Below are 12,597 nucleotides of genomic sequence, written 5' to 3' on the forward strand. Positions count from 1 at the left end.
GAATGTCGTTCCAATTTTCCTGCGACATTCGCATGCTGCCGCGCACACGGCAAGAGCCCCTCGCCGTTCGCCGCACGCAAGCCTGCCCTTCCCGGTTCGCTCGCCTGTGGGAAATAAGCCTGCAAGGCGGTGATTTTCACACCTATGGGGAATGAACCTCTTGCAAATCTGTTCATCTGCCTGATAATCGGGCCAAACATCGTATTGGGAGAATCCGCGGGACTTTTCGCGGTGCCGAAGGAGCAACTGCCCCGGAAACTCTCAGGCCAAAGGACCAGTGCGATGGCTAGACTCTGGAGACAAGGCGGGTAACCGCTGGCCGAAGGGATAATATTCTCAGGCGAACAGGACAGAGGGGGCTCATTCGCGCGGCACGTCTTCAATCGTTGCCCAACCCCATGAGCCAGCGCCTGACCCGCGCTATCCGGAGGCATTCTTGAATACGCCAAACACTCTTAAACAAACGCCGCTTCATGCGCTGCATCTCCAGCTCGGCGCACGCATGGTTCCTTTTGCCGGCTATGACATGCCGGTGCAATATCCCGCCGGCGTGTTGAAGGAACATCTTCACACCCGCGAAAAAGCCGGTCTTTTTGATGTGTCCCATATGGGACAGGTCCATGTGCGACCGATTTCGGGCAATCTGGGTGACGCCGCGATCGCGCTTGAGCGTCTGGTACCCGTCGATGTCGCCGGACTCAAGTCCGGCCGGCAGCGCTATGCTTTCTTCACCAATGAGACGGGCGGCATTCTTGACGATTTGATGATCGCCAATCGCGGTGACTATTTCTATGTCGTCGTCAACGCAGCCTGCAAGCACGCCGATCTTGCCCATATGAAGGCGGCGCTTTCCGATCTCTGCACTGTTGAGGAACATTTCGACGACCGTGCGCTGATCGCGCTTCAGGGGCCGCGAGCCGAGGCTGTGCTGATGGGGGTGTTCGATGGCGCTGCGGCGATGAAATTTATGGATGTTCGCGATGCCTCCATTTTCGGCGCGGACTGCATCATCTCGCGTTCCGGCTATTCCGGCGAGGATGGTTTTGAAATCTCTATGCCATCGGAAAAGGCGGAAGAAATTGCCCGCGCACTTCTGGGGCACGAGGACTGCGGGCCTGTGGGCCTTGGCGCCCGCGATTCGCTGCGCCTGGAGGCTGGTCTCTGCCTCTATGGTAATGACATCGACACCACCACGACGCCGGTTGAGGCTGCGCTGGAATGGGCCATGCAGAAGGTGCGCCGCAATGGTGGCGATCGCGAGGGCGGCTACCCCGGTGCTTCCGTCATCCTGCCACAGCTGGCCTCCGGTGCATCGCGCCGCCGCGTCGGTCTGAAGGCTGAGGGTCGCGCGCCGATCCGTCCGCCGGCGAAGCTTTTTGCCGATGATCAGGGCGCCCGCGAGGTCGGTCACGTCACCTCCGGTGGCTTCGGCCCCTCGGTCGGCGCGCCGGTTGCCATGGGCTATGTGGAAACACCCCTCGCCGTCTCCGGAACCGTTCTCTATGCCGAGGTGCGGGGCAAATATCTGCCCGTCACCGTTACCGATACACCCTTCGTCACCGCCACCTACAAGCGCTGAACCGCGCTCCTTTTAGCGAGATCTGAGCAATGACCATCAAATTTACCGAAGAGCATGAATGGCTGAAAATTGACGGCGATGTCGCAACTGTCGGCATTACCGCACATGCTGCCGAAGCGCTGGGCGACCTTGTTTTCGTCGAACTGCCGGAGCTTGGCACCAGCTTCGAAAAGAATGACGACGCGGCAACGGTTGAATCCGTCAAGGCCGCTTCGGATGTGTTCTGCCCGCTTTCCGGCGAGATTGTCGAAATCAACGAGGCGATCGTCGAAAACCCCGCGCTCGTCAACGAAGCGCCAATGGGCGATGGCTGGTTCTTCAAGCTGAAGCTTGCCGATGTCGCCGATGCCGATGGCCTGATGGACGAGGCCGCCTATATGGAGTTCATCGCCTGATGACGACGCCTTCGGATTTCAAATTCACCGATTACCAGCCCTATGATTTTGCCAACCGGCGTCATATCGGCCCCTCGCCCGCTGAAATGGCCGAGATGCTGAAGGTGATCGGCTATGACAGCCTTGATGCCATGATTGACGACACGGTTCCGGCCGCGATCCGGCAGAAAGAACCGCTGGCCTTTGGTCCCGCGATGAGCGAGCGCGAAGCGCTCGACAAGCTGCGCGAGACCGCCGACAAGAACAAGGTGCTCGCCACCATGATCGGTCAGGGCTATTACGGCACGATTACGCCGCCGGTAATCCAGCGCAATATTCTGGAAAATCCGGCCTGGTACACCGCCTATACGCCCTATCAGCCGGAAATCAGCCAGGGCCGGCTTGAAGCCCTGCTCAACTTCCAGACCATGATGTCGGATCTGACCGGCCTTGATATTGCCAATGCATCGCTTCTGGATGAGGCAACGGCGGCAGCCGAGGCCATGGCCATGGCGAACCGTGTTTCGAAGTCCAAGGCGAATACCTTCTTCGTTGATGCTGCCTGCCATCCGCAGACCATTGCCGTCATCGAAACCCGCGCTGAACCGTTTGGCTGGGAGGTGGTCGTTGGCGATCCCTTCTCCGATCTGAAGCCCGAAGCCGTCTTTGGTGCAATTTTCCAGTATCCCGGCACCTATGGCCATGTGCATGATTTCACATCTGTGATTTCGGCCCTGCACGAGGCCAAGGCGATCGCCGTCATGGCTGCCGATCCGCTGGCGCTGACATTGTTGAAGTCGCCGGGCGAAATGGATGCCGATATCGCCATCGGCTCGACCCAGCGTTTCGGCGTACCGCTTGGTTACGGCGGTCCGCATGCCGCCTATATGGCGGTCAAGGATGCCTATAAGCGCTCCATGCCCGGCCGTCTTGTCGGCGTCTCGGTCGATGCGCGTGGCAACCGCGCCTACCGTCTGGCGCTGCAGACCCGTGAACAGCATATCCGCCGTGAAAAGGCGACATCGAATATCTGCACGGCGCAGGTTCTGCTCGCCGTCATGGCCTCGATGTATGGCGTGTTCCACGGACCGGATGGCCTTAAGGCCATCGCGCAGCAGATCCATCGCAAGGGCGTACTGCTGGCCAAGGGGTTGGAAGCGCTTGGCTTTGTCGTCGAACCGGAGAACTTCTTCGACACGATGACCATCGAGGTCGGCGCCTTCCAGGCATTGATCATGAAGAATGCCGTCGATAACGGTGTTAACCTGCGTAAGGTCGGCGAGACGAAAATCGGCATTTCTGTCAATGAACGCACGCGCCCTGCGCATGTCGAAGCGGTCTGGGCAGCCTTTGGCGGCAGCTTCTCGATTGCAGAGTTCGATGCAGACTATCGACTTCCAAAAGATCTCTTGCGTACAAGTGCTTATATGACGCATCCGATCTTTCACATGAACCGGGCTGAGAGCGAAATGACGCGCTATATGCGCCGCCTCGCAGACCGCGACCTGGCGCTGGACCGGGCGATGATCCCGCTTGGCTCCTGCACGATGAAGCTGAATGCGACGGTGGAAATGCTGCCGATCACCTGGCCGGAATTTTCCGATATGCATCCCTTTGCGCCGGAGAGCCAGACGACCGGCTATCGCGAGATGATTGCGGATCTTTCCGACAAGCTGTGTGCGATCACCGGTTATGATGCCTTCTCGATGCAGCCGAATTCGGGTGCGCAGGGCGAATATGCCGGTCTGATGACCATTCGTCGTTACCACAAGGCCAATGGTGAAGCGCATCGCGATGTCTGCCTGATCCCGACCTCTGCCCATGGCACCAATCCAGCCTCGGCGCAGATGGCCGGCATGAAGGTGGTTCCGGTCAAAGCCCGTGACAATGGCGATATCGACCTCGATGATTTCGCGGCCAAGGCTGCGCAATATGCCGAAAATCTGGCAGCCTGCATGATTACCTATCCCTCGACCCATGGTGTGTTTGAGGAAACGGTAAAATCTGTCTGCGAAATCACCCATCAATATGGCGGTCAGGTTTATCTGGATGGCGCCAATATGAATGCCATGGTCGGGCTGGCCCGCCCCGGCGATGTTGGCTCCGATGTCAGCCATCTAAACCTGCACAAGACCTTCTGCATCCCACATGGCGGCGGCGGTCCCGGCATGGGGCCTATCGGGGTCAAGGCGCATCTCGCGCCGCACCTGCCCGGCAATCCGGCGCTTGATGCATTGGGGGGTGCCGTTTCGGCCGCGGCCTTCGGATCGCCCTCGATCCTGCCGATATCATGGTCCTACTGCCTGATGATGGGTGGCGAAGGCCTGACGCAGGCGACCAAGGTGGCGATCCTCAATGCCAACTATATCGCTGCCCGGCTGAAGGGTGCCTATGAGGTGCTCTACAAATCCGAGAAAGGCCGCGTTGCCCATGAATGCATCATCGATACGCGCCCGCTGAAGGACAGCGCCGATGTCAGTGTCGATGACATTGCCAAGCGGCTGATCGACTGCGGTTTCCATGCCCCGACCATGAGCTTCCCGGTTCCCGGTACGCTGATGGTGGAGCCAACAGAATCGGAAACCAAGGCCGAGCTTGATCGGTTCTGCGATGCCATGCTGTCGATCCGCGCCGAGATTGCCGCGATCGAGGACGGCAAGGCAGACCGTGTCGACAATCCGCTGAAGAATGCACCGCATACGGTGGAAGATCTGGTTGGCGCGTGGGATCACCCCTATTCGCGTGAGGAAGCCTGCTTCCCGCCGGGCGCTTTCCGTGTCGACAAATACTGGCCGCCGGTCAACCGCGTCGACAATGTTTATGGTGATCGCAACCTGATCTGCGCCTGCCCGCCAATGAGCGAATATGCAGAGGCCGCCGAATAAGACATTCCGGCCCTTTGAAATGACACGAAGCCGGCGGAAACGCCGGCTTCTGCGTTTTACATACACGTTTCTTCCAGTTCTTCGAGCAGGCTCAGCGTGGCCTCGTCTCCGATATCTTCAAGCAGCTCCCTGAGTGTGGAAACGTAATTGTGGAGAACACGCAGATCATCGAAGCCCTGCGCGTGGGCCTGTTCGCGCTGTCTGAAGAAATAGGCCCAGAACGGACTTGTTGCGTCTCGCCGGTGGCATTCGAGTCTTGTCATGATCGCAGCACTTTTACGCTCCCAATCGGCCCCCTTGAAACTGACATAGCGGTCATAGGATCCGTCGCTCATCTCGCCTTCCTTTCGGTTCATAACGCGATGATAGCAACAGGCGCGTCAAAGTCTGTCAGCTAGCTGACAGTTCGGCGTGCTCCGCATTACTTCAGCCGCAATTGCTGGCCTCTCCCGCCCATAGTCTCAACCTTTCAGGCTGCAGGATCACCAATCCTGACCGTCCATTCCTGGCGATCACGCCATCTTTGACCATGGCATTCAGTTCGGTGGACGCCGTTTGCCGGGTCGTCCCGATCAGAGTGGCTATTTCTTCCATACTCAGCGCAAGCTGGATCACAATGCCAGCTTCCTGTTCGTCCGGCTGCTGACTGGTCTGACGCAGCAGATAGCGCGCAAGCCGTCCGCGTACCGGATGGAAGGCCAGATCTTCAATCATCGTCAAGCTTTGGGAAAGTGTCGCCGCAAGTACCCGGAATATCGCCTCCTGCAAAAGGGGGAAGTGACCAAGTTGCCGCTCAACCAGCCTGCGTGGCGCGATCAGGATGCGACTGTTCTCCTGAGCACTCAGCTGCGCGCGCGTATGGGTGCTGAATGCGTCACCGGGCAGCAGGTAGGTGAGGCTGAGTTCGCGTTCCTGCGTTGCGAGATAGACGCGGAGGCGGCCGGTTCTGACAATCAGAATCTGATCCCCGCAATCATCGCGCAGCATTGTACCAGCCGGGAGGATCTGTTCGCGAAAGAACTGGGTTAGCGTCTCCCCCGCTTCACTTTCGAGAAAATCGCTTAGTGTTGGACTATGTCGCATAACTGCTACCCTCCGCAGTCTTGTCAGCAAAGGGGCAAACGCATGATCCGTCAAGGCGCAACGGAGAGGCAAATGCTTCGATTTCACTGAATGACTGGCGGCATTCCAGGTCGAGTTTCATTCAGTTCGAGATAATTTATCGTGCTGAAACAGTGGTTTACGTGACCTTGCGGAGCCGGAAAGGCCTCCCTTTTTAGATCAGGTGGGCAACGCAAGCCGCACAGTGAGGCGAGAGTTCGGACAGCCTTCACATCCCGCTGCGGCTGGCAACAAACCGCGCCAGCATCGGCCCCAGCGCCATGACGAAGAAGAAGCGGGCAATCTGCATCGACATGACGAAGGCGACGTCCACATGGGTGGAGGCAGAAATGATGGCTACGGCATCCGCCCCGCCGGGACTGGTGGCGAGATAGGCCGTCAGCGGGTCGACACCGGCAAAGACGACGAGAAGGCTCGCAAAGCCAGCACAGACGAGTACGAGGCAGATAATCGATAGCAGCACGCGCGGCAGCGCCTTGCCGGCATGGCGGATAACATCGCGGTCAAAGCGCGAGCCGATGCCCCAGCCAACCAGCGCATAGGAAAGCGCCAGAAGCAATTGCGGCAGCTCGATCGTGATGAGCCCGGCAATGTTCAGCGCGGAGCCCAGGATAACGGGAACAATCATCGGCCCCGCCGGGATTTTTGAGACCCGGCCGATCACGACACCAATGACAACCATGGCCAGCGTTGCTCCGAGCGCCTGCCAATCCGGCTGGGCCAGCCAGGATACGCTCGCGACAGCCGGTGCACCGCTGCTTGCCGCCCAGATTGTGGCCACTGTTGCCGCCACAATGGTGACGATCACAACGCGTGTATACTGCATGAAGGCAACGAGGCGCATATCGGCGCCGAACGACGCGGACATCAGTGTCATCACCGTTGCAGCGCCTGGAAAAGAACCCCAGATCGCGGTCGTACCCGGCAGAACCTGCAGCTTGGCAAGGATCCAGCCAAGCAGGATCGCCGCGAAGACGACGGAGAGTACGCCCGCGACGAAAATCGGCCATTCCGTACCGATCTCTTTCACGATCGGCAATGTCATCGTACGGGCAATGAGGCAGCCGACAACCCCCTGTGCCAGATTGAAAGGCACACGCGGAACGGAGATCTTGTTGCCGAAAAAAGAAAAGCAGATCGCCGATATCATCGGCCCCAGCAAAAGCGCGGCCGGCAATCCGGCCCATTCCAGTACGATAATCAGCAAGAGAGATGCAACAATCAGACCGGACCAGATGGCAAGGCGTCGTTGAATAGAAGTCGGATTGTCAGTCATATTCTGTCACCTTCGTCGTCGCAGGCCGGCAAATCCGGCACGGCACCCTGCCCTTCACATTCCAGTGTGATCGCGTTTTCCCGTCGCCAAAGCCAGCGGGACAATCCGATGATCATGACCCGTCTCCAGAAAAATTCACGGCCATTCAGGTGATCCGTTCAAGCAGTCGAATGGCGTCAACAAGCTGCTGGCGCTCCTTGTCTGAGAAGCGTTCCGCCAGCACTGTGGCAAGCCAGCTTTCGCGTCGGGCGCGATCCTGCCCCAGCCAGGACGCAGCCTTGGCCGAAAGCGACAACAGCTGCTGACGGCCATCTTCGGGGTCTGCACGCCGGTCAAGAAAGCCCTGATCGTTTAATTTGGCAATAACAGCACTCATCGACTGGGCAGTGATCCCTTCTGCCCGGGCCAGTTCGCTCATCGTTGCCGCACCCTCGCGGTCAAGCCGCACGATCACGCTGGTTTGCGACGGCGTCAGTCCACCACGATCAACCTCATCGCGCAGACGCCGCCGGATCTGACGCATGGCGGCCTGAAGCGCCATGGAAAGGTGGGCCGGATCATCATCGCGGGCAGATTGTGGTGCGGATGGCATTGGGAAACTCTTCAGCTAAGATGATCAGTTTAGCTGAATAACTGGCTTTGGCAACAGCAGATCACACGCAACCATGCTGTCGGCATCAAATGGATTCAAGAAACTGCGAAGACAAGAAATGGTGGGTGATCACGGGCTCGAACCGTGGACCCGCTGATTAAGAGTCAGCTGCTCTACCAACTGAGCTAATCACCCGGAGGCGACACTTACGTGTCGTTGACAGCGGCTATAAAGACGATTCTCCGCTTTGGCAAGCACCGTTGATAACGCAATGCAAAAAAAGCCGGAACTTTCACAATTGAGATGGAAAACGAAAAAACGACGCCACAGCGTCGTTCTTCAAACTCTTGATTTTCAAGAAAATTTGGTGGGTGATCACGGGCTCGAACCGTGGACCCGCTGATTAAGAGTCAGCTGCTCTACCAACTGAGCTAATCACCCGGAAACGACGTTTTCGCGTCGTTGAAAGGCCGTATAAAGAGGATTATCGAAATTAGCAAGCACCTGTGACGGTTTTTTTACGCGTTTTTTCACCGGACCCGGAAACGCCGGGAAAATCCCCCATATGCGCCCCTGGCCGTCAGGCAGCGAGGAAGCTTCCGCGCATCGTGCACACTGCATAACCGCCAATCCTTGCGCCAGAGATAGCAGACGATTCGACGTCGATATGGAGGTGGATATAGGACGGCCGCCCCATTTCCATGCCCTGCTCGATCAGAACAGCGTGATGTCCGTCGCCCAGTTGGTCGAACTGGTGGATGGCACCGGAAAAGGCCGCAGCCGCTGAACCTGTTGCCGGGTCCTCGGATATCCCCATGTCACCGCTGAACATACGCGCGTGAAAGCTTGAATCATGCCGGACGCCACCCCGTGTATAGATATAGGGAGAGGCCAACCTGCCATCGACAAGCGGCGCGAGCGACTTCCAGAGCCTCGAATCGAAATCAATCATCTCCATGGCATGAAGGCTTGCCACGGGAATACAGATGAATGGGACCCCTGCTGTCCAGAGTGTCGGCACGTGATTCTCAAAACCGATCATGGCCGGCTCCAGCCCCAGCATTTCCGCAAGTTTTGCCCGATCAAGCGTCTCCCGCGCCTGGCGTGATAGCTGTGGCAGGTCAAACTCGGCAAAGCTTGGCTTGCCGGGCCGCAATTTCACTGCGCATCGCACGGGACCTACCCTTTCGGCCAGTACCGAAACCATATCGACGGCTACCTCGCCTTCAGCGTTGCGCTCGGCAAGCGCTATGGCACCGCCGACGGTCGGATGACCGGCAAAGGGAAGCTCTCCGCCTGGGGTGAAAATCCGCGCTGTTGCCGTCTGGGAACGGTTTTCACTGGCTTTGAAAAAGATCGTTTCGGAGAGATTGAACTGCCGTGCGATGGTTGCCATGGCCTCGTCAGAAAGCGGATCGGCATCAAAAACCACGGCAAGCGGATTCCCGGCAAGGGAATGATCCGTAAAAACGTCATAAATCGCAAAATCCAGCGCCATGGGGTGTTCCTCCTAATCCGCCAGCCCGGTCGTCTTTTGATCGAAATATAGCGCAAGTGCCGGCGGCATCGAATGAGCATAGTTAAAGGAGAAACGGTTGTCGCGGTTGATCGCGATGACACCATCAATTTCCTTTTCCTCATCCACCTGCATATGGGCGTGGATTTTGGCTATGATCGCTTCAGTCGAAAGGGGCGAGCGAAAGAAACGATAAAACATCAGGCATGCATTATCGCGCGCGCAATAGAGTGTGTCGCCAGCCTCGAAATCAGCGAGATCAAGTCCAGTCTCCTCCCCGACTTCGCGCCGCATATTGGCCTCGATATCAACCTTGCCGTCAATGATATCCTCAGGTTCAAGCGATCCTGATGCACAATAGACCTTGCCCGGATTGGCCGTGGTCTGGCTCATGCGGATGGCAATGACATCCCCCTCACCGGAAATCATCATCGCCATGGCAAAGGTGTGAAGACTTGCAGGGCGTGGCGTCTGCCGTCGCCACCAGAGGTGATAGGCATAGGGAATGACATAAGCACGTGCGGCAATGCGTCCGGCCTCAAGGGTTGCTGCATGCAGGTTCAGCAGAGAGCCGTTGAAAAGATGCGGGTTTTCTGCCTTCTCCCGCTCCCAATTGGCTTCAATCGCGGCACTGTTCTTGATTTTCAGTGGGTTTTCGCCAGGATCAACCGTGATTTCCAGCCCGGAAAGTGCAAACGCAACCCCTTCGTCGGGCCAGTCATCGAATTGGAATGTAGCCGAAGCGTTCATCTTCCCTTCCCCATCTGCCAGCAAATCACGATTGGCGCGAGAGAACCACGTTGCGCGCGTGCAAACAAGGCCATCGCCGCGGTTGGCCGTCTGCTGCACCTTCTTAAACAAAAACCCGCCGGCAATGCGGCGGGTTTCATGGCTGTCTAAATTTCGAGATATGTCAGGCGGCAGCCGCAAGCTGACTGCGCAGCAAGGCGCCAAGCCTGCTGATACCCTCGTCGATCAGGGCCGGAGTGGCGCAGGAAAAGCTCAACCGCATGTGATTGGCGCCCGAGCCATCAGCATAGAAGGCCTGGCCTGGCACGAAGGCTACCTTGGCCGTTTTCAGTGAAAGCTGCAACAGCGCGGCCGCATCCAAATCCTCCGGCAGTGTAATCCAGACAAACATGCCGCCTTCAGGACGGGTCCATTCGACACCGGCAGGCATATGTTTGGCAAGTGAGGCGAGCATGGCGTCACGCCGCTCCTTGTAAACCCTGCCGACTTTTTCCGCCTGCTGATTGAAATAGCTTTCGGCAACGCGGGCAATCGCCATCTGATTGATGGTCGGTGAATGCAGGTCGGCGGCCTGCTTGGCCAGAACCAGGCGCCGGATGATCGGCTTTGCCGCACAGACCCAGCCAACGCGAAGGCCTGGCGACAGGGTTTTGGAAAAGCTGCCACAGTAGAGCGTACGGGTGTTTTCGATACCGCCACTGCGTTCGCAGTCGATCGTCAGAAGCGTCTTCTGCCGCTCGCCATCATAGCGAAGTGCGCGATAGGCAGCGTCTTCGATCACGGCAACATCAAGTTCCTCGGCCAGATCGAGAAGCCGTTCACGCTCTTCAAGCGTCAGGGACTCGCCGGTCGGGTTAGCGAAATCTGCCGAAAGATAGGCAAATTTGACCTTTGACCCATTCATCTGGGCATCGGCAGCATAGGCCTGCGGCGTCGTATTGCCCTTGATGTCGAGCTTCTCGTAGCGCGGTTCATAGGCATTGAATGCCTGAAGCGCGCCAAGATAGGTCGGCCAGGTCACCAACGCGGTGTCGCCCGGCGACAGGAACATCTTGCCAAGATAATCAAGCCCCTGCTGGGAGCCCGATGTGATGAAGATATTGTCGATTGTGCATTCGATGCCGCGCGCCTGCATGCGCTTTACGATCCATTCGCGCAGGCGCGGATAGCCTTCGCTGACCGAATACTGAAGCGCCACACCGGCTTCCGGTCCCGACAGGATGTCGGAATAGGCAGCCTGAAAGGCATCAGCCGGAAACAGCGCGGGATCGGGGATCCCGCCGGCAAACGAAATGATGTCAGGCTGCTCGAGGAGTTTCAGCAGTTCACGAATTTCCGACGCGCCCATCCGTTTGGCACGCGAAGCGTAGATCTTTTCCCAGTCAAGCATGGGCGTTTCCTCAAGTCTTTTTTAAGTAGCGCCTAAAAACCACATGACCCGTTTTAAGTCAATAATGCTGACCTATTTTTTGGCAATAAAAATGATTTTTCTTTTCGCTCTCGGTAATTTTGCGTCGCCATCAATGCCTGTGTCGCAATTTTTACGAAAGGCGCCCCATCGGGACAGGATAAGGTCGCAATCATCTGCATCGCGAGAAAACGATGAAAATTCGAACCGGATTGGATGAAAACGGACTATTCAGTCTCGAATACAAATCTGCTAACAGCTTTAGGTGAGATTTATTCAGGAGAGGGAAATGAATAAATTTTCTTTGTCGGCTGTTTTACTGATTTTTCTTGTTGGCTGCACGAAGTCTGCCATCGTTGATCTCGATTATGTTCAAACCAGTCTGGGGTATCGGAATTCGGGAGCGCTCGCGCCCGGAAAGATTTTCTTGTGGGATAATGCACAGAATACATTGGTCGATCTTCACAGCATGGCGCGGCTGGGGGCCGAACCCTATGCCGCACCGGCATCATATCGGGCCAGCAGTGTCCGGGGGTTCAGTGTGGCCCTTGGCGGGCAGACCGGAGGACTGAAACCTTCGGTCACTGCGGATATTTCCGGGGCGGTGAGCAATAATATCTCCTACGCCGTGGATGATGCGATCCGGGTCAACAACAACAGGGTCTATTCGGCCATGGCGGAAGCTTATGTTGATATGGGGGAAGACAGGTACCGGCTCTGGCATGTTGATGAACTGCGCAGCGGGGCAAGATACAAGCTCGTTCTCCTCGTGGATCCCGTTCTGGCATCAAAGGAGACCCTGACTTTCGATAACACCGCCGTTGCCAATGGGCACCTCAGCCTCAAATCGGCGACAGAGGGCACAATTACCATCAAGTTTCCGGATGCAAGCACGTCATCCTGCAGAGCGAGCGGGGCCACGCGTGCGGCGTGTTTCATCAACGCCTTTGTCATGGATGCCTGGGTGAAGCCCGACACATTGCTGGGGTTCAGTCCGGCGACGGGCTATGACCCCACAGCCCTTTCCGAGGCTTTCCGCAAGCTTTAGCGTCGCGTCCGGGCGGCGTTCAGCGCCTTTGCCAGCCATTGCATGCG

The 12,597-nt window shown here is 57.4% G+C and carries 11 protein-coding genes, 2 tRNA genes and 1 riboswitch; of the genes, 4 read left to right on the forward strand and 9 right to left on the reverse strand.

All coding sequences use genetic code 11. The features are described 5' to 3' along the window. Positions 1–195: 195 nt before the first annotated feature. Positions 196–287: riboswitch (glycine riboswitch) on the forward strand. Between the two features lie 149 nt (positions 288–436). From gcvT to gcvP, 3 genes are read left to right on the forward strand one after another with little or no spacing between them, the layout of a single operon-like run. Then, positions 437–1,579 (forward strand): glycine cleavage system aminomethyltransferase GcvT, encoded by a 1,143-nt coding sequence (gene gcvT / locus FJU08_RS00795; protein ID WP_141147072.1) that lies wholly within the window; start codon positions 437–439, stop codon positions 1,577–1,579. A 29-nt stretch (positions 1,580–1,608) separates the two neighbouring features. Further along, on the forward strand, positions 1,609–1,974 hold the full coding sequence (gcvH, locus tag FJU08_RS00800; RefSeq protein WP_141147073.1) for a glycine cleavage system protein GcvH: 366 nt from the start codon (positions 1,609–1,611) through the stop codon (positions 1,972–1,974). After that, positions 1,974–4,838 carry an aminomethyl-transferring glycine dehydrogenase gene (gene gcvP, locus FJU08_RS00805; protein WP_141147074.1) on the forward strand — a complete coding sequence of 955 codons (2,865 nt, stop codon included), beginning with the start codon at positions 1,974–1,976 and terminating at the stop codon, positions 4,836–4,838. The genes gcvH and gcvP overlap by 1 nt, the downstream gene beginning before the upstream one ends. A gap of 56 nt (positions 4,839–4,894) precedes the next feature. Here the strand turns inward: gcvP and cowN are convergent, their stop codons facing one another. The 9 genes from cowN to FJU08_RS00850 form a co-directional block, all read right to left on the reverse strand. Further along, positions 4,895–5,173, reverse strand: coding sequence for a N(2)-fixation sustaining protein CowN (gene cowN, locus FJU08_RS00810; protein WP_141147075.1), 279 nt, complete (start codon positions 5,171–5,173; stop codon positions 4,895–4,897). 91 nt (positions 5,174–5,264) lie between these two features. Next, positions 5,265–5,825, reverse strand: a complete 561-nt coding sequence (locus FJU08_RS00815) for a Crp/Fnr family transcriptional regulator (RefSeq protein ID WP_181409701.1) — start codon at positions 5,823–5,825, stop codon at positions 5,265–5,267. A gap of 343 nt (positions 5,826–6,168) precedes the next feature. Next, positions 6,169–7,236: an AbrB family transcriptional regulator gene (locus FJU08_RS00820; RefSeq protein WP_141147077.1), complete on the reverse strand. Its 1,068-nt coding sequence runs from the start codon at positions 7,234–7,236 to the stop codon at positions 6,169–6,171. 145 nt (positions 7,237–7,381) lie between these two features. Next, the gene (locus tag FJU08_RS00825) at positions 7,382–7,828 is read right to left on the reverse strand and encodes a MarR family winged helix-turn-helix transcriptional regulator (protein ID WP_141147078.1); all 447 of its coding nucleotides are present in this window, start codon (positions 7,826–7,828) and stop codon (positions 7,382–7,384) included. 119 nt (positions 7,829–7,947) lie between these two features. Next, positions 7,948–8,023: transfer RNA gene (locus FJU08_RS00830), tRNA-Lys, on the reverse strand. A 170-nt stretch (positions 8,024–8,193) separates the two neighbouring features. Then, positions 8,194–8,269, reverse strand: a tRNA-Lys gene (locus tag FJU08_RS00835). A 139-nt stretch (positions 8,270–8,408) separates the two neighbouring features. Then, on the reverse strand, positions 8,409–9,326 hold the full coding sequence (locus FJU08_RS00840; RefSeq protein ID WP_141147079.1) for a PhzF family phenazine biosynthesis protein: 918 nt from the start codon (positions 9,324–9,326) through the stop codon (positions 8,409–8,411). A gap of 12 nt (positions 9,327–9,338) precedes the next feature. After that, positions 9,339–10,094, reverse strand: coding sequence for an NUDIX hydrolase (locus tag FJU08_RS00845; RefSeq protein ID WP_141147080.1), 756 nt, complete (start codon positions 10,092–10,094; stop codon positions 9,339–9,341). 163 nt (positions 10,095–10,257) lie between these two features. After that, positions 10,258–11,484 (reverse strand): aminotransferase-like domain-containing protein, encoded by a 1,227-nt coding sequence (locus FJU08_RS00850; protein WP_141147081.1) that lies wholly within the window; start codon positions 11,482–11,484, stop codon positions 10,258–10,260. Positions 11,485–11,791: 307 nt separating this feature from the next. Here FJU08_RS00850 and FJU08_RS00855 point away from each other — a divergent pair, with 307 nt between their 5' ends. After that, positions 11,792–12,550, forward strand: coding sequence for a hypothetical protein (locus FJU08_RS00855; RefSeq protein WP_141147082.1), 759 nt, complete (start codon positions 11,792–11,794; stop codon positions 12,548–12,550). The last annotated feature ends 47 nt before the right edge of the window (positions 12,551–12,597 follow it).

The sequence above is a fragment of the Martelella alba genome, assembly GCF_006516955.1.
Classification (GTDB): domain Bacteria; phylum Pseudomonadota; class Alphaproteobacteria; order Rhizobiales; family Rhizobiaceae; genus Martelella; species Martelella alba.

Excerpts from the sequence above, each read along its gene's own strand:
- FJU08_RS00825 (WP_141147078.1), bottom strand. The coding sequence starts at position 7,828 with ATGCCATCCGCACCACAATCTGCCCGCGATGATGATCCGGCCCACCTT.
- FJU08_RS00855 (WP_141147082.1), top strand. The coding sequence starts at position 11,792 with ATGAATAAATTTTCTTTGTCGGCTGTTTTACTGATTTTTCTTGTTGGC.
- gcvH (WP_141147073.1), top strand. The coding sequence starts at position 1,609 with ATGACCATCAAATTTACCGAAGAGCATGAATGGCTGAAAATTGACGGC.
- FJU08_RS00815 (WP_181409701.1), bottom strand. The coding sequence starts at position 5,825 with ATGCTGCGCGATGATTGCGGGGATCAGATTCTGATTGTCAGAACCGGC.
- gcvP (WP_141147074.1), top strand. The coding sequence starts at position 1,974 with ATGACGACGCCTTCGGATTTCAAATTCACCGATTACCAGCCCTATGAT.
- FJU08_RS00820 (WP_141147077.1), bottom strand. The coding sequence starts at position 7,236 with ATGACTGACAATCCGACTTCTATTCAACGACGCCTTGCCATCTGGTCC.
- FJU08_RS00850 (WP_141147081.1), bottom strand. The coding sequence starts at position 11,484 with ATGCTTGACTGGGAAAAGATCTACGCTTCGCGTGCCAAACGGATGGGC.
- FJU08_RS00845 (WP_141147080.1), bottom strand. The coding sequence starts at position 10,094 with ATGAACGCTTCGGCTACATTCCAATTCGATGACTGGCCCGACGAAGGG.
- cowN (WP_141147075.1), bottom strand. The coding sequence starts at position 5,173 with ATGAGCGACGGATCCTATGACCGCTATGTCAGTTTCAAGGGGGCCGAT.
- FJU08_RS00840 (WP_141147079.1), bottom strand. The coding sequence starts at position 9,326 with ATGGCGCTGGATTTTGCGATTTATGACGTTTTTACGGATCATTCCCTT.